Source organism: Bradyrhizobium sp. (assembly GCF_050014615.1).
Taxonomy (GTDB): Bacteria; Pseudomonadota; Alphaproteobacteria; order Rhizobiales; family Xanthobacteraceae; genus Bradyrhizobium.
The window spans coordinates 1-16,525 of the sequence record NZ_JBEKCZ010000121.1 but is presented as its reverse complement, the minus strand read 5'-3'; the positions used below and the strand labels follow the sequence as shown (position 1 = coordinate 16,525).

15 protein-coding genes and 1 tRNA gene are annotated in these 16,525 nt (G+C 61.3%); 8 read left to right on the top strand and 8 right to left on the bottom strand.

The window, feature by feature from the left end; genetic code table 11:
• Positions 1–512: 512 nt before the first annotated feature.
• A tRNA-Glu gene (locus ABR948_RS19430) sits at positions 513–587 on the bottom strand.
• Positions 588–912: 325 nt separating this feature from the next.
• On the opposite strand from ABR948_RS19430, the gene ABR948_RS19425 reads away from it, so the two are divergent.
• The gene (locus ABR948_RS19425) at positions 913–1,173 is read left to right on the top strand and encodes a PilZ domain-containing protein (protein ID WP_428120861.1); all 261 of its coding nucleotides are present in this window, start codon (positions 913–915) and stop codon (positions 1,171–1,173) included.
• Positions 1,174–1,202: 29 nt separating this feature from the next.
• Here ABR948_RS19425 and ABR948_RS19420 read toward each other — a convergent pair whose 3' ends face one another.
• Complete coding sequence (locus tag ABR948_RS19420) at positions 1,203–1,850, bottom strand: glutathione S-transferase family protein (protein WP_428120858.1); 648 nt, start codon at positions 1,848–1,850, stop codon at positions 1,203–1,205.
• A 393-nt stretch (positions 1,851–2,243) separates the two neighbouring features.
• Positions 2,244–2,693, bottom strand: coding sequence for a VOC family protein (locus ABR948_RS19415; RefSeq protein ID WP_428120856.1), 450 nt, complete (start codon positions 2,691–2,693; stop codon positions 2,244–2,246).
• Positions 2,694–2,970: 277 nt separating this feature from the next.
• Here ABR948_RS19415 and ABR948_RS19410 point away from each other — a divergent pair, with 277 nt between their 5' ends.
• The gene (locus ABR948_RS19410; protein ID WP_428120854.1) at positions 2,971–3,294 is read left to right on the top strand and encodes a hypothetical protein; all 324 of its coding nucleotides are present in this window, start codon (positions 2,971–2,973) and stop codon (positions 3,292–3,294) included.
• A gap of 601 nt (positions 3,295–3,895) precedes the next feature.
• Here ABR948_RS19410 and ABR948_RS19405 read toward each other — a convergent pair.
• Entirely contained in the window at positions 3,896–4,060 is a 165-nt protein-coding gene (locus ABR948_RS19405; RefSeq protein WP_428120852.1) for a Flp family type IVb pilin, read from the bottom strand.
• Positions 4,061–4,356: 296 nt separating this feature from the next.
• Here ABR948_RS19405 and ABR948_RS19400 point away from each other — a divergent pair, with 296 nt between their 5' ends.
• The gene (locus ABR948_RS19400; RefSeq protein ID WP_428120849.1) at positions 4,357–7,020 is read left to right on the top strand and encodes a bifunctional diguanylate cyclase/phosphodiesterase; all 2,664 of its coding nucleotides are present in this window, start codon (positions 4,357–4,359) and stop codon (positions 7,018–7,020) included.
• A gap of 25 nt (positions 7,021–7,045) precedes the next feature.
• On the opposite strand, the gene ABR948_RS19395 is transcribed toward ABR948_RS19400, so the two are convergent.
• A complete protein-coding gene (locus ABR948_RS19395; RefSeq protein WP_428120847.1) occupies positions 7,046–8,377 on the bottom strand; it encodes a S41 family peptidase in 1,332 nt (443 codons plus the stop codon).
• 390 nt (positions 8,378–8,767) lie between these two features.
• The gene (locus tag ABR948_RS19390; protein WP_428120844.1) at positions 8,768–9,364 is read right to left on the bottom strand and encodes a YbhB/YbcL family Raf kinase inhibitor-like protein; all 597 of its coding nucleotides are present in this window, start codon (positions 9,362–9,364) and stop codon (positions 8,768–8,770) included.
• 264 nt (positions 9,365–9,628) lie between these two features.
• On the opposite strand from ABR948_RS19390, the gene ABR948_RS19385 reads away from it, so the two are divergent.
• The 4 genes from ABR948_RS19385 to ABR948_RS19370 all read left to right on the top strand — a co-directional run bounded on the left by ABR948_RS19385 (position 9,629) and on the right by ABR948_RS19370 (position 13,788).
• Positions 9,629–10,036 carry a putative quinol monooxygenase gene (locus ABR948_RS19385; protein WP_428120842.1) on the top strand — a complete coding sequence of 136 codons (408 nt, stop codon included), beginning with the start codon at positions 9,629–9,631 and terminating at the stop codon, positions 10,034–10,036.
• 179 nt (positions 10,037–10,215) lie between these two features.
• On the top strand, positions 10,216–11,349 hold the full coding sequence (locus ABR948_RS19380) for an alpha-hydroxy acid oxidase (protein WP_428120840.1): 1,134 nt from the start codon (positions 10,216–10,218) through the stop codon (positions 11,347–11,349).
• Positions 11,350–11,394: 45 nt separating this feature from the next.
• Positions 11,395–12,027 (top strand): HAD family hydrolase, encoded by a 633-nt coding sequence (locus ABR948_RS19375; RefSeq protein WP_428120837.1) that lies wholly within the window; start codon positions 11,395–11,397, stop codon positions 12,025–12,027.
• 921 nt (positions 12,028–12,948) lie between these two features.
• Positions 12,949–13,788 carry a tetratricopeptide repeat protein gene (locus ABR948_RS19370; protein ID WP_428120835.1) on the top strand — a complete coding sequence of 280 codons (840 nt, stop codon included), beginning with the start codon at positions 12,949–12,951 and terminating at the stop codon, positions 13,786–13,788.
• A 725-nt stretch (positions 13,789–14,513) separates the two neighbouring features.
• Here the strand turns inward: ABR948_RS19370 and ABR948_RS19365 are convergent.
• Entirely contained in the window at positions 14,514–15,074 is a 561-nt protein-coding gene (locus ABR948_RS19365) for a TetR/AcrR family transcriptional regulator (RefSeq protein ID WP_428120832.1), read from the bottom strand.
• A 143-nt stretch (positions 15,075–15,217) separates the two neighbouring features.
• Between ABR948_RS19365 and ABR948_RS19360 the strand changes: the two genes are divergently transcribed.
• The gene (locus tag ABR948_RS19360; RefSeq protein WP_428120830.1) at positions 15,218–16,192 is read left to right on the top strand and encodes an SDR family NAD(P)-dependent oxidoreductase; all 975 of its coding nucleotides are present in this window, start codon (positions 15,218–15,220) and stop codon (positions 16,190–16,192) included.
• 104 nt (positions 16,193–16,296) lie between these two features.
• Here ABR948_RS19360 and ABR948_RS19355 read toward each other — a convergent pair.
• Positions 16,297–16,525 (bottom strand): SDR family oxidoreductase (locus ABR948_RS19355; RefSeq protein ID WP_428120828.1); only part of this gene is annotated, 229 nt, incomplete at its 5' end.

Genomic DNA, 16,525 nt, shown 5'->3' with positions numbered 1-16,525 from the left:
TCCGCAAGGACAGGTCCCTCACCGTTTAAATTTAACTTTTTTCAGGGGGATGCGCAGCCGGTTCGCTCGAACACGGACTGAATCAATCGTGCGGTTCAGAACCTGCGCGATAGTTTCTGGGCCGGCTCCGGCGAGTACCATACTGCGAAGCTTTTCCTCATCGGCTTCCGTCCAGGGTCGAGAGGTACGATGACCTGTCATTTCTCGCCTCAAAGCCTCAACCGCGTTCGGGCCAGCCCTCGGGGTTTTTCGTGAGGTGGGAAAGGCCCGGCGCGCCCTGCTGACCGGGAGGAGAGTTAGCGCGCGCCGGGCCTGGCCCCAGCCCTGTCCCCGAAGCCGCGGCCTGCTTAGATAGAAGCAATACCCGTGCCGTACTAAGCGCCAGCTGCACCACACAAGATGTTGGCTTTGCGACCCTGACCTTACAGGTCGCCTGGGTCCTGCGTTCTATGTGCTTGCTGGACATTTGCTGGACACGGAAGCTTTGTCTGGAGCTAAGCCATTGAAATATTTGGCGCTCCCTAGCGGAATCGAACCGCTCTCTCCACCGTGAAAGGGTGGCGTCCTAACCGATAGACGAAGGGAGCGAAAACGGATGGATTCGCCGGGACCCACCTGGTCGCGGCATCGCCGTTTCGCACAGTCCTTAAGGCAAATAGTCCCGGCAAATCAACGCGTTGAGGCTGCGATGGCGCCGTGCCGAAGCCGGATCGTGGCGAACTGATCCAGCTGCGACGGGCGAACGTATAGTGGCGTTTGCGCGGCCGGGCAAGCCGCCCGGAAGCCCGTTTTCCCGGCCAAATGAACGGGCCCGCGGCGGCACAGGGGCGTGTATTTCCAGGGTTTTGCAACGGTTTTTAAAGCCCGACGGGGTAGGGATGTCCCCACTGATGTGTCGATCGAAAGCAGGAAATGGCCGCAGCCAACAAGAAGCGCGAAGCGCGCAAATCGCTCCACCAGCCCGGCTGGGTCACCCTCGATGGCGGCTTCGCCGCGCGCCAGTGCGTGGTGCAGGATCTGTCGAGCTCCGGCGCGAAGATCACGGTCGAGGATGATGCCAGCGTGCTGGCCGGCAGCCTGCGGCTCGCTTTCTCGCGTGACGCCCGAACCGGGCGGCGTTGCGAAGTGGTGTGGCGTCGCGGCAAATCCTTCGGCGTCAAGTTCGTCCGGTAAGACTTCCAGCATTCGTTCACGCCATCACGTCACGACATCGGCGGCGCTATGAATTGCGCAAATCCCGGCCGGCCGGCGAATTGCGCGAACCAGCGTTCGAGATGCGCCAGCGGCGGCTTGCTGACGCCCTCGACGCCGAACCAGCGCCGCGCATAGGCGCCGAGCGCGATATCGGCCAGGGTAAACTCATCGCCTTCGATGAAGCGGCGGCCCGCCAGCGCGGCGTCGACAATGTGCCACTGCGCCGCTTCGGCGTCGGCGTCCTTCTGGATCGCGGCCATGTCGCGTTGCGCGACCGGGGTTCGCACCAGCGCCCAGAACACCGGACGATCGACCGGCTGCAGCGTCGACAGCGTCCAGTCCAGCCAGCGGTCGACGCCGGCGCGCAACTTCGGCGCCTGCGGATAAAGCGGCGATTGCGGCCGGTAGGCCATCGCCAGATAGCGCATCACCGAATTGGATTCCCACAGCACGAAATCGCCGTCGACCAGGGTCGGCACCCGCCCGTTCGGATTCATCGCGAGATAGTCGGCCTCGCGGTTGCGGCCGAACGCCATGCCGGCATCGATGCGCTCATAGGGCAGATCGAGTTCGCGCAGGCACCACAGCACTTTTTGCACGTTGACCGAATTGGCCCGGCCCCAGATCCTGAGTTGCCCCTGATTGTTGTTCGACACGTCTGTTCGCTCCCTGACCGATGTGTGACCCATGCGGGTGATATCGGAATATCAGGAAAAAAGCGCGAGTCGCATCACGATTGCAGAATGCCGTTCTGCAATCGTGGCCTCCGTAAAACAATGCGGCCTTTCGTAAAAATAAGGCTCCGCCGGCGGCGGAGCCTTGGTTACGCAACGCGAATTGATGCCAGCAACGATCGCCCGACATCAGCGGTCGAAGAAAAACCACAGCAAGATGATCACCGGAACAGGCACGCCCAAAAGCCAGAGTAAAATTCCTCTTCCCATGATTGCCTCCTTGAAATCTTCATGATTCAAGAACGCGGAAGGGAATGCGATGTTCCAGCAAAGGCGACGGAACACGATGTCGCGCGAGGAACTTTGGAGATGGCCTTACCAGTGGCCTGTGTTCGGCATCGACGTCCACGGCTCCGCCGGCGGCTTCGCATTGCCCTTTTGCAACAGCTCGATCGAATGCAGATCCGGTGAGCGCACAAAGGCCATCTGCCCATCGCGCGGCGGGCGATTGATGGTGATGCCGAGTTTCATCAGCCGCGCGCAGGTCGCGTAGATGTCGTCGACCTCGTAGGCGAGGTGGCCGAAATAGCGGTCCTCGCCGTATTTTTCCTCGTCCCAATTATAAGTGAGTTCGACCAGCGGCGCGCCGCGCCCCTTGGCTGCCTTCAGCAGCTCTTCGTCCTCGGCGGCGCACAGGAACACCAGCGTGAACTTGGCCTTGTCGTTGTCGATGCGGCGGACTTCCTTCAATCCCAGCGCGTCCTGATAGAATTTCAGCGCGGCATCGAGATTGCGCACGCGCAGCATGGTGTGGAGATAACGCATGTTTCCTGGCTCCCTATGGATTGATGAAGATATTGAGATTGGTTTCGGGGAACTCAATATCAGCAAAATGCAGCAAAGGGCAGGGCGTTAGCGCTCCCCATCGCGGAACCATTACGCGGCGATTACTTCGCGCCGCTTCACATATTCGCGAGCGTCGTGTCTCGCCCGTGAAATCCGCCGCCTGAAATCCAAAGGCGTCGACACGAAAATACGGGGGCCCTGCAACAAAAGAAAAACATCAGCGTTATAGCGAAACCATTCAACGGAGGAGATGCGCATGAGAAAAGCATTGGCCGTTCTGGCTGTTGTCACCACGGTGGCCGCGACCACCGCTACCGCACCGGCGCAGGCGCGCGGCTGGGGCCCGGGTCTGGGCTTCGGTCTGGCCGCCGGGGCCCTCGCCGCGGGAGCCATTGGCGCCTACGGTTATTACGGTCCGGGCTATGGCTATTATGGTCCCGGCTATGGCTCTTACGGATACTACGGCCCTCGCTACTACGGTGCTCGCTACTACGGGCCGGCGTATTACCCTGGCCCTTACGCCTATGGCGGGTATTACGGCGGGCCGTATTGGGGGCGCCGCTACTGGCGTTCCTGGTAAATCGAAAAAGCCCGGAAGCATCGCTTCCGGGCTTTTTGCTTGGGGGCGCGGCGCGTGGGATTAATTTCGGAATTTCCGAAATTCGCTTGACGGCCGGGTAGAAACAGCTTTATTGATTCGCCATCCCGCCTCACAAGAGGGGCGCTTCGCGGTCGTCACGGACGTTGGGTGCGGGATGCGGTGGACGTAGAGCGTTGCAGCGCCAAAATTGGCGCGGACGAACGGCGCATTTACGGACGGCGAAGTCGTGTGGTCCTGACGCCCCGACGCTGGCGTCAAGTTGGCGGAGTGATCTGCTGATGACGGTGACAAACAAGCCCGGTCACCGGGGAGAGCACGAAGGAAACCGTTAAAACCATTGCGCGGGGAATGCCGGGTGTTTCCGGTGTGACCGTGGTGACTAACGCGCGTGTTTTCTACACTACACGCGCGGCTGCGGGCGCATCGGGCGCCCGGCATTCCCTGCGCCCTCTGTGTGAGAGGGAGCAAAATTCCCTGCAAAGCTCGGGCGCATCGCGTCGCGACAAGGCGGAGTCACGTTCCAATGGATTCACGTTCCAACGTCATGGCCTGCGACAAAGAAGCAATCCACTCCGTGTCGTTATTTCAGCGAACTGTTGATCGACGCGAATTTGCTGTTGAGCCTGGTGCCGAGCCCGTCCACGGCGGTGATGATCGCCAGCGCAATGCCGGCGGCGATCAATCCATATTCGATCGCGGTTGCGCCGGATTCGTCGGCGAGAAACGCCATCAGCACTCTTGTCATTTTAACACCTCAACTTCGTGATCATGCGATGCCGACAGACTTCGCAAATCGCGTGCCAGACCCGCCACGAATGCCCCCAAAGCCTTAGATGGTTAAGTTTTGACGATCGGCACCACGCCGGGAATCCACTGCCGACCGGATCCGGCGCGCACCGGCAAATGATGCCGCCGACGCCGGGATTAACTCTTCATTAACCCCAATTCCTAACGTCGTTTCCATGCCGGCGGAGTAACGTCGGGTTGGCCGGAGCCTATCCAACCGTTTCGGCGTTGTAGCCTTGGCAGCGATCCAGACCCATGACGGCAGACGGTAAGGCTTCCCTCGACATCAAGGCATTCTTTCGCACTGGTCCGATCCGCTGGCTCGTCGTCGGGGGCGTATTCCTGATCGCGGCGGCCGCGATCGGGACAGCGATCATGGTCTACAATTTTCGCGAGCGCGCGCTCAAAAGCAGTGAACGCGAGCTGGAAAACACCGTGCTGCTGCTGGAGCGGCACTTCGACGAAAAGTTCGAGGATCTGGCGGCCGTTCAAAGAGATATCATCACGCAAATCCAGCTTGCCGGCACTGCCACACCGGGCAATTTCGGGAGCCGGATGTCGACGCCTGAAATGCACCAGATACTGAAAGCCAAGACCAGCGGGCATCCCGACGTCGCCGGCGCCAACGTGTTCGATTCAGAGGGAAGACTGATCAACTCGTCGGAAGTCTGGCCGGTTCCGGACGTCAGCGTCAGTGATCGAGCCTTCTTCAAGGCCTTCAAATCGGGAGCCGCGGAAGACCTGGCTTTGATCGAACTGGTGTGGGGCCGCTTGTACAAATCCTGGGTCATCATCTTCGCCTACAAGATCACCGGGCCACACGGCGAATTTCTGGGGCTCGTCACACGAGCGGCCACGCCGGCGAGCTTCGAGAAATACTTTGGATCCGTGGCGCTTGGCGATGGCGCCGCGGTTTCGATGTACCATCGAGACGGATCGCTGCTGGCGCGTTATCCGCATATCGAAAGGAAGATCGGGTTATCTGTCAATAACAGTCCGATCTATCAGAAAATTCTGGCGGGCCACGGAACGATAGCCCTGACCAGCCCGATCGACGGCCTGGACCGCGTGGCATCGGCCCGCGTCCTGAAAAATTTTCCAATTGCCATTGTCGCGAGCAAGACCGTGTCGGCCGCACTGGCCGATTGGCGAGATCAAACACGATTCCTGATTGGCGCGGGCGGCAGCTTCGTGCTTCTGATGACAGCCATGCTGTCTCTCGCCGTTCGCAAATTGTCGCGACAACATCGGATGGAAAAGCAGCGCCTCGATACCGCGATCAACAACATGACGCAGGGTTTGCTGCTGTTCGACGCCTCGCAGCGGCTGGTGGTCTGCAACCAGCGCTATATCGAAATGTATGGCCTGTCGGCGGAAGTCCTGAAGCCGGGTTGCTCGTTCCGCGAGATCATCGCCCATCGCAAGGCGACCGGATCATTCGTGGGTGATGACGAAGAATATTGCTCGCAGGTGCTGCGTGACATCTGGCAGAGAAATTCCAGGATCATCGACACCACCGACGGTCGTTCAGTTCACATCATCAACGAGCCTTTGGCCGATGGCGGATGGGTGGCGACCCACGAGGATATCACCGAGCGCAGGCACGCCGAGGAGCGGATCACGCATCTCGCGCATTATGACGCGCTGACCGATCTGCCGAACCGCGCACTGTTTCACGAGCGGCTGAAACAGGAACTGGCTCGCATTGAGCCTGGCGAACAGCTGGCGGTGCTGTATATCGACATCGACGAATTCAAGAGTGTCAATGATACGCTTGGGCACATGATCGGCGATGAGTTGCTGAAGTCCGTCGCCGTAAGCCTCGGCCGCTGCGTCGGCGGCGCCGACTTCGTGGCCCGGCTCGGCGGCGACGAATTCGCCATCGTTCAGACCGCGATCAAGACGCCGGCTGCGGCCTCCGACCTGGCGATGCGAATTTTCGATTCGATCCGGGCGCCCTACGACTGTCACGGCCATCAGGTCACCACCGACGCCAGCATCGGCATTGCGCTGGCACCGCAGCACGGGGCCGACCTCGATCAAATTCTGAAAAACGCGGATCTGGCGATGTATGCGGCCAAATCGGCGGGACGCCGGACCCATCGTTTCTTCGAGCCGGCCATGGACGCGCAGGTCAAGGCACGCCGCGTGCTGGAAATGGATCTGCGCCAGGCGATAGCCGATCAGGCACTCGAGGTTTATTACCAGCCCAGCGTCAGTCTTCAGGGCAACAGGATCAACGGCTGCGAGGCGCTGGTGCGCTGGCGGCACGCCGAGCGGGGCATGATCTCGCCCGCCGAATTCATCCCGATCGCCGAAGAGACCGGCCTGATCAACCAGCTTGGCGAATGGGTGCTGGCCACGGCCTGCGCGGAGGCCACGACATGGCCCGCCGATATCAATCTCGCGGTCAACGTCTCGCCGGTTCAATTTCGAAGCGGCACGCTGGCCTTGAAGATCGTCGCCGCGTTGTCAGCGTCCGGTCTTGCGGCGAACCGGCTGGAACTCGAGATCACCGAAGCGGTCCTGATCCGTGACGACGACGCCGCGCTGGAAACGCTGCATCAGCTTCGCGCCATCGGGGTGCGGATCGCGCTCGACGATTTCGGCACCGGCTATTCCTCGCTGAGCTATCTGCAGCGCTTTCCGTTCGACAAGATCAAGATCGATCGCTGCTTCGTCAACGATATCGCCGAGCCCAGTGGATCGTCCGGCATTGTGCGGGCAGTGGTGAACATCGCCGCCGAGCGGCATATGACGACCACCGCCGAGGGCGTCGAAACGCTGCAGCAGCAGGAATTGCTGCGCGCGCTCGGCTGCACCGAAATGCAGGGCTATCTGTTCAGCGCGGCAAAGCCCGCCGCCGAGATCAGGCAATTGTTTTTCGCCCACCGCCCGAGGCCGGTGGCCGTGGCCTGAGCCTTCAGCGAGAATGACGTTGCGATCAGTTCGGAACCGCCGTCTTCGTCGACGGCACGCCGGCATTGACGGTGACGCCGCGCAGCAGATTGTAGGCCGCGCCAAGCGCCTTGTCGTCCTTCTCTGCGGGCGGCACGTAGGATTGCGAGCCGGTCTGCTCGGCGCCTTCAGCCGAGAGATGGCCGCGCATCGAGGCTTCGCCCTTGATTTCCGAACGCGTCTTCAACTCGTCCGGCACGTCCTGCAGCACCTCGATGTCGGGCGCGACACCCTTGGCCTGGATCGACCGGCCGGACGGCGTGAAGTAGCGCGCGGTGGTCAGCGCCAAGGCGCCGTTGCCGGTGCCGAGCGGGATAATGGTCTGCACCGAACCCTTGCCGAACGAGCGGGTCCCGATCAGGGTCGCGCGCTTGTGATCATGCAATGCCCCGGCGACGATCTCCGAAGCGGAAGCCGATCCGCCGTTGATCAAAACGACAAGCGGCTTGCCCTTGATCAGATCCCCGCCCCGCGCCGTGAAACGCTGGGTTTCCTCCGGCGTGCGGCCCCGCGTCGAGACCACCTCGCCTCGCGCCATGAATGCGCTTGAAACCGAGACCGCCTGATCGAGCAGTCCGCCCGGGTTGTTCCTGAGGTCGACGACATAGCCGGCCAGACTCGCTGGCGGGACCTGTTTCGAGATGTCGCCGATCGCTTTCTTCAGCTCATCGGTGGTCTGTTCGTTGAACGAGCTGATCCGGATATAGCCGATATTGCCGCCGTCGACGTGATAGCTGACCGGGCGTACCCGGATAATCTCGCGCACGATCGACACCTCGATCGGCGCGTCCTTGCCCTTGCGGATGATGCTCAGCCGGGTTTTGGTATTGATCGGCCCCTTCATCTTGTTCACGGCCTGCTCCAGCGTTAGTCCCTGGACCGCCTCGTCATCGATCTGGGTGACCAGGTCGCCCGACAGGATGCCGGCGCGCGCCGCGGGCGTGTCATCCATCGGCGCGACCACCTTGATCAGGCCATCCTCCATCGTGACCTCGATGCCAAGCCCGCCGAACTCGCCGTGAGTCGTCTCCTGCATTTCACGCCAGGCACTGTCGTTCATGTATCGCGAATGCGGATCAAGCGAGGTGATCATGCCGTTGATCGCGCCCTCGACCAGTTTGGCGTCGTCGGGCTTCTCGACATAGTCGGTCTTGATGCGCTCGAACACCTCGCCAAACAGATTGAGCTGCGAGTAGGTGTCGGCGCTGGCTGCGGCCTTGGCCGCCGCGACCCACTGCGCACCCTGCGGGCCGGTAACGAGAAGGGTCAGGCAGATACCGGCTGCGGTGCCGAGGAGAAAGATGGAATTCTTGCGCATGGTTGGCGAACCTTCTTGCTGTCAGTTGCTGCCCGCTCCGGGCCAGGAAATCAGCATCACGCTCTTGAACCTGGCCAACAGCTCACAACACCTTTCTGGTGTCATTGAGGCCACTCTATCCGGTCCGGGTGCCGAAACCGCGATCGGCCCACGGAGCCAACAGCCAAACCGCGGCGGAACATTGCCGAACGCATCGGTGCATCGTGCAAGGATATACGCGCTCCGCCGCTGCGGCAAAGCCGGAATCCCGCTTCATGTCCAATTTGTAATCGGCGAAAGCCTAACGACATCAACGACCATCGGAAGATTGGCGAGCGGCCGCATACCCCGTTCCCAGGTTGGTTGGAACCTATCGGCACCAACTGCATGCCACGGCTCTCGGTTCCGTGCTCAGCGGCCGTAGAGACCGGTCAATGTTGCCTTCGCCAAAGTATGGAAGTGCAGATCGAAGCCGACCAGCGCGGCCGATGCATCATGGTTTTTGGCAAATGGCAGCTTGTCGACGTCAACGGCAAAAACCGTGATCTGGTAACGGTGCGGCTTGTCGCCGGCCGGCGGACACGGGCCACCATATCCGTCGGTGCTTAAATCGGTCCGGCTCTGAACGGCACCTTTGGGCATCAGCTTCTTCTTCAGGTCACCGGCGCCCTTCGGAAACGATGTCGTCGCGGGCGGAATGTTGAACACGACCCAGTGCCAAAAACCACTGCCGGTCGGCGCGTCCGGATCAAACATGCTGACGGCGAAGCTCTTGGTGCCCGCCGGCGCGCCGCTCCAGCTCAGGGCTGGAGAGATGTTGCCGCCGGCGCAGCCGAAACCGGCCAGTACCTGCTCGTTGGCGATCATGGCGCCCTCGCTGATGTCGGGGCTGGTCAAGCTCATGCTCTGCGCATTGGCGGCGCTTGCACCCAACAAGCTCACGCCAAGCGCCGCAATCCAGAAGGCAAGCGTTGTCGTGGCAAGTCTTGTTGTGGCAAGTCTTGTCATGGCAAGTCCTGTGACCGCAAATCTTGGCATGGCCCATTCTCCGTTTGGATGCGCCAGGAGTTTCGCTCGCCTCCTGCGGGTACCAGCCATAGCAATTTTTCAGAGGCCGGGGAAGCGCTCCCGCAGCGACAGGTGAAAGACTTACCCGGCCCCGCGCAATCGGTTATGAATATCCTCAAGACGCCAGCCCGTTCGTCGCATTGCGAACCGGTGAGCGTTCGCCACCGGAAATAATTCCGGGGCAACCATCGGGAGGATCGTCGAATGTCCAAATCAATCTGGCTGTCCGCTGCCGCCATGGCGCTTTTTGCTGCCTGCACAATGTTGCTGCCCGCGCCGGGCCAGCGCGCCGCCGCACAATCGGCCGGGATGTTTGTCAACGCCGTGGATCTCGATATCGTGCCAGCCGAGCGCGAAAAGTATCTTGCCGCGATCACGGAGAATGGCATCGCGGCGGCCAAGGAGCCGGGTTGCCGCCGGTTCGATATTCTCAATCTGGCGAGCGATCCCAACCACTTCCTGCTCTACGAAGTCTACGACAACGAAGCCGCGTTTCAGGCGCACCGCGCCACCGACCATTTCAAGAAATATGCGGCCACCACCGCCAGCATGGTCGCCAAACGCGACGCCCGGCCGATGTCGGTGATCGCGTCAAATGCCCAACCCAAGTAACTAGCCAAGTAACTGATCGAGCAACTGACCAGGCACCAAACCAGGCGCCAGTCATGCATCCGCCGGGTTTGCGGTTGCCGACTTGGCATTTCTCGATTACGGCCAGATGCGCTTACTTGGCGCATCGATAACCAATGCGGGACGGCTTTTGCGCGGTCCGTCAGTCCCAGGAGAACACGATGAACGAAGCGACCCGCATCCAGCCCGCGACAAATGAACTCGGCGCCAGCGGCGAACAGTTCCAGAACCTTCACGAATTCGTGCGCAAGGCCCGCGCCAATCTCGACCAGAACGCCTGGGACTACATTGTCGGTGCTTCCGAGACCGAAACCACCATGCGCCGCAACCGCATGGCGCTGGACGAGATCGCATTCCGTCCGCGGGTGCTGCGCAACGTCGCCAGGGTCGACCCATCGGCCGAGCTGTTCGGGCGCAAACTGCGCCTGCCTGTCATGATGGCGCCGGTCGGTGCGCTCGAGATCTTCGATCCCGAAGGCAGCGCCGCCAGCGTCGCCCGCGGTGCTGGCCGGTTTGGCGCAGCCCATATGCTGAGTTCGGTGTCCGAGCCCGGCCTCGAGAAAGTCGCCGAGGCAGCACCCGATGCGTTGCGCATCTACCAGCTCTATGCCCGCGGTGACGATGCCTTCGTCGAGGATCGCGTCAGCCGCTCGATCGACGCCGGCTATACGGCGTTCTGCCTGACCGTCGACACCGCGCATTACAGCCGGCGCGAGCGCGATATCGCCAAGCGCTATGTCCGCGAAAGCCGCTTGCGCGCCACCGGCGGCGACTTCCAGAAGGGGCTGGAATGGCGCACCGTCAAGCTGATCAAGGACAAGTATAAGATCCCGCTGGTGCTCAAGGGGATCGCGACCGCCGAGGACACCGCGATCGCGCTCGATCACGGGGTCGAGTGGATCTATGTGTCGAACCATGGCGGCCGCCAGCTCGACCATGGCCGCGGTGCCATGCAGGTGCTGCCCGAGATCGTCGCCGCCGTCGCCGGCCGCGCCAAGATCATGGTCGACGGCTCGTTCTGCCGCGGCACCGACATCGTCAAGGCGATCGCGATGGGTGCCGATCTCGTCGGCATCGGCCGCCTGCAATGCTGGGCGCTTGCGGCGGCAGGTGAAGCCGGAATCGTGCGAATGCTGGAACTGCTCGAAGACGAGGTGATCCGCTGCCTCGGCCTGCTCGGCGTCACGCGCTTTTCGGAGCTCGACAAATCCTATCTGCATCCGGCCACCGCGACCAACCTGCCCCATGTCCTGAGCGCGTTTCCGCTGGTAGACATCGAGCCGTATCGGTATTGAGGGACATCGGTTGCTCTCCTTTCGCGATGTCCGTAAACCGCCGCGATGACCCAATCCCCGCTCTTCCCCGGCGCTGCCGATGCGCTGCTGTTCGACCTCGGCCGCGTGGTGCTCGATATCGATTTCAGCAAGGTGGTCGCCTGCTGGGCCGGTCACGCCGGTCGCGAGGTAGCGCAACTGGCGGGACGGTTTTCCTGGCGCGACGAATTTTATCAGCGGCACGAGAAGGGCGAGATCAGCGACGCTGAATTCTTTGCCGCCCTTCGCAAGTTGCTCGGCATCGAACTCTCTGACGCTCAGTTCCTGGAAGGATGGAACAAGATTTTCGTCGGCGAAATGCCTGGCGTCGCGCCGCTGCTGGCGCGCGCCGCCAAACGCCTGCCGCTTTATGCCTTCTCCAATACCAATAGCGCTCATGTCGACCATTTCTCGCCACGATATGCCGACGTGCTCGGCCATTTCCGCGAAATCTTTCTGTCCTCTTCGATCGGGCTTCGGAAACCGGACGCAAAAGCCTACGATCATGTGGTGCAGGCGATCGGCGTCCCCGCCTCCCGTATCGTGTTCTTCGATGATCTCGCCGAGAACATCGCGGGCGCGCAGGCGCGGGGCCTGATCGGCGTTCACGTGACATCGCACGACGACGTCGCCGCCGCGCTGGTGGCGCTCGGGATTTAGCCTGGGTTCGGACCCTGGACCACTCATTACGATTCGATTTTTCAATCAGCCAAGTCGAAAACAGATCTAGAGACCGTCATTGCCGGGCTTGACCCGGCAATCCATCTTCTTCGAAAGAGCTTCTTGCAAAGACGGATGGATGCCCGGGTCAAGCCCGGGCATGACAAGTGTGTTTGCGTGCATACCGCCCCCAATTAAACAGCCCATCCTTCGCAGACACATTTTCACCTTCTCGCGACGCGATGCGCCCGAGGTATGCAAGAAATTTGCCTCCCTCTAATAAAGAGGGCGCAGGGAAAGCCGGGTGCTTGGCGCACCCGCAGCCCCCTGTGCAACAAAAAGCACAGGGGTAGAGCCACAGGTTCGCCGGAACACCCGGCCTTCCCTGCGCAATGGTTTTAACGGTTTCCTTCGCGCTCTCCCTGGTGACCGGGCTTGTTTGCCACCATCACCGGCGCCGTCTTCTGCGCCGACTTGACGCCAGCGTCGGGGCGTCAGGACCACACGACTTCGCCGTCCGCAAGCCCGCGCTTTCGTCAAAGGCGCCGCTTGCGTCCACCGCATCCCGCACCCAACGTCCGTGACGACCGCGAAGCGCCCCTCTTGTGAGGCGGGATAGCGAATCAATAAATCTGTTTCTACCGAACGGCGAAACGAAATATTTTTTTCGGCAGGTATGGACAGGAAATCATTGGGCTCGCCCATTGATTTGCCCGACGGGCAAATCAGTCGGGTTGATTGAGGCCGCACTTCCCGAGAGTTTACGGCGCGAACGCGCCTGCACATAGCTCTTTGAGGTCGCGTCGGATGATGCGATGACAGTGCACTGATGTCGCTCTAGCGAGGCTCAACCATATGCTCGGACGATGTCCAATCGCTCAGATTGTCGCCGTTGTCCTGACGGTCCTGGCCTGCGCCCCTGTGACCGCCGGTCCGCTCGAGGATGCCGTTGCTACGGCCCGTCGTGGCGATTATCCGACTGCATTACGGTTATTCCGGCAGCTGGCAGATCAAGGCAACAGCTATGCGCAGCACAGCCTCGGCGCCATGTATGCAAAGGGCGTCGGTGTGCCGCAAGACTACGCCGAAGCCATGAAATGGCTTCGCCTGGCAGCCGACAAGGGTTTAGCGGTCGCTCAAAACGACATGGGGATCATGTATCGACAAGGTTGGGGTGTGGCACGGGACGGTGCCGAGGCCGTGAATTGGTTTCGCCGCGCCGCGGATCAGGATTTCATGCCGGCACAGAACAATCTCGGCGATATCTACGCCATGGGATCCGGAGTCCCAAGAGATTACAGCGAAGCGGTCAAATGGTTTCGCCTGGCGGCGGAACAGGACTCTCCCTACGCGCAGAATATTCTCGGCATCACCTATGAACACGGATTCTTCGTGCCACAGAGCGACGCAGATGCCGTGGCGTGGTATCGCCGTGCCGCGAACAAGGTCTACGACTCAAGTCCTCTGACATTGATGCACGGTCCGCAGTACAATCTCGCGGCCATGTATGCATCAGGGCGCGGCGTCTCGAAAGACAACGTTCAGGCATACATGTGGTTCACGCTGGCGGCGAAGCTTGGCGATATCAAATCACCGGACGCGCCTGGCGTGGTGCTGTTCGGTGCACCGAAGGAAACCGCGCTGGAGCAGCGTGCCAGGGTGGCGGCGCTGATGACCAGCGCCGAAATCACTGAGGGCGAAAGACTGGCCCGGGAATGGTCGCCGCATCCGGTCGTGTTCATCAGACCGCAGGCAAAGTAGCGCGGCGAAAAATTCGTCCGCCGCGTAGGGCGCGGCCCCGCGCGCACGCAAGCCGAGGCTGACCTGTTCGCTCCGGCTTGGCCCGGTGATTAGCGGGGATAAATATCACTGCCCCCATTGCCCACTCTTTAGTTTCACGCTCGAGCGCTCATGATCGGCGGTTCAAATGGATATGCGGGAGGTGCAATGTGCTCTTTCGTCCCCGAGATTTAGCAGGCCGAATATCTGGCGTGCAGCAGCCAGAGATATTCACGTTACCGATTGAAGCGGCTCGTCTGAAAGCCCGCGAAATCCTCGGTCAATTTCCGCAGGCTGGATACGCGACTGTCGTTGAAAATTGGCGGCAGCTTCCCGATGGTCAGATTGAGTTCGCGATGCGACACCTGCCGACTGCGGACTGAAATCAGAGAAGTCACACTAGGTGCTGCGACTTCCATCTCGCTCCACCTGATCACCTCTCATAAAAAAGACCCAGGTCCAAATTTGGCCGAGGTTTTTCTCGCCGTGAGAGGTACATTCGCTCTCGAACGGGATTTCTTATATCGTCACGGCGATCGGCGCTGTCAAACTGTGCGCGATAGCACCGCAGGATCGGCAGCGCACGCCTCCCGTGCGTTGAAGTGCTGGACGTGAGGAGAAGTACCATGGGCTTGTTGGTCAACGGTGCCTGGCACGACGTCTGGTAGGATTTCGCAGGCGCTCTGCCGGACGGTGGACTTTCACGGCTATTGCTTCACGCGCTCGAGATAGCCGACACAAAGCTCGACCAGATGTCGTCGTATCGCGGCAACAGCTTCCGGCTTGGCGCCGGCTTCGAGCAGGGCCTGCACCGGGCCTACCGTGGCGCTGACCAGGATGAACGACGGCGCCTCCAGATCCGCGAAGGTCGCGTCGCGTGCGGTCGCCAGCATCGAGATCAACGCCGTCTGCGCGCGCCGGCTGGATTTGCGAACCATGGCGTCCGCGCCCAACTCGCGAGCCAGCGCATAGAGCGCCAGCGAGGCCTCGCGGTCGCGGATCTTGGCCTCGATAAAGGTGGCGCACAGCGCCGTCATCATCTCCAATACGGAGCATCCGTGATGAGCCGCGCATTCGGCTTCGATCGCTTCGGCGACGGCGCCCAGATGCTGTTCGAGAATGGCAGCCAGCAGGGCGTGCTTGTTGGGGAAATATTGATAGAGCGTGCCGACCGACACCCCGGCTCGCTCCGCGACCCGGGTCGTCGTGAGCGCGCTGACGCCGTCCCTCAGCAAAACCTGAATCGTAGCGTCGACAATGGCGCGCATGGTGGTCTGCGAACGCGCCTGAACCGGCGTTTTTCGCGGGCTTCGTGACGGTTTAGGGCGCGGTTTCAAAATGCGAATACCAAACCTGAGACTTGCTTCATATATTTATCGCATCCCGTCCTCCAAAAACAAGTGAGGCTCGCTTGGCCGAGATTGCCGTCGAATACCGCACCGCCCTGATTACCGGCGCCAGCTCCGGACTGGGGCTGGCCTGCGCACGCGCCTTGCTGGAGCGAACCAATCCGCAATGGCGCCTCATCATCGCATCGCGAAACCAGGCCGAGGGGGAGCGCGCGGCGGCGGAAATGAACAGCAACGCCGGTCGCCCGGCGGTGGAATTCATGCGCCTCGACCTCGGCTCGCTCCAGAGCGTGCGGGACCTCGGCGCCGCATTGCGGGCGCGAGGATCGCGATTGGACGCGCTGGTCTGCAACGCCGGACTCCAGTTCACCAGGGAGAGGCGGACCTCGGACGGCTTCGAGGCGACCTTTGGCGTCAATCATCTCGGACATTTCGCGCTGCTCGACGAGATCAAGGGCCTGCTGGTTGCGGACGCTCGCATCGTCGTGGTGAGCAGTGGCACCCATGACCCGCGGCAAAAGGCCGGCATACCGGTGCCGCGCTTCGTGGATCCGACCTTGCTGGCGCGGCCCGAACTGGATGCGTCGCATCAATTTGAGCAGGACGACAAACCCCACATCATCATGCAGCGACGCTACAGCACCTCCAAATTGTGCAACCTGTATTTTGCCTATGAGCTGAACCGGAGAATCCAGGACGGACGTTTCGCGGCGTCACAATCCCTAACCGTGAACGGTTTCGATCCCGGGCTGATGCCGGGCTCCGGACTGGCCCGCGACTATCCGCTGCCGCTCCGGCTGATATGGAATCAGATATTGCCGCGCCTGCTGCCGCTGCTCCGCATCGCCATCAGCGAGAACATCCACACCACGGACGCCTCCGGACGGACGATGGCGGATATGGTGGACGGCAAAGACTGGGCCGACGTTTCCGGGCGCTATGCCGAAGGTCGCAAGATCATTCCGTCCTCGGAGGAGTCCTACGACGAAGCCAAGGCTCGCCGCCTGTGGGAGGTCAGCGAAGCCCTGATCGGGTGAATTGCGAATTACATGACAGTGCACTCAATTGAGCTGGCTCGCCTGCGCAGCCGCCGTTTGAGGTGGAGGCCGCCGCACAAGGTTGGCGTATGAACGGCTGAAGCTCAATTGAACGCCATTCCGCCGCTCAGCGCGATGGTTTGGCCGGTCATGTAGGCATTGCCGACGAGCGACATGACAGCCTGCGCCACTTCGTCGGAAGTTCCGAAGCGGCCGAGCGGTATCCGGGCGACCAGCACTTGCTGATCTTTCATCATATCCGTTTCGATCAGTGAGGGGGCAACGGCATTGACCGTGATGCCGTCCTTGACCAGGCGAGCGGCGTATCCGCGC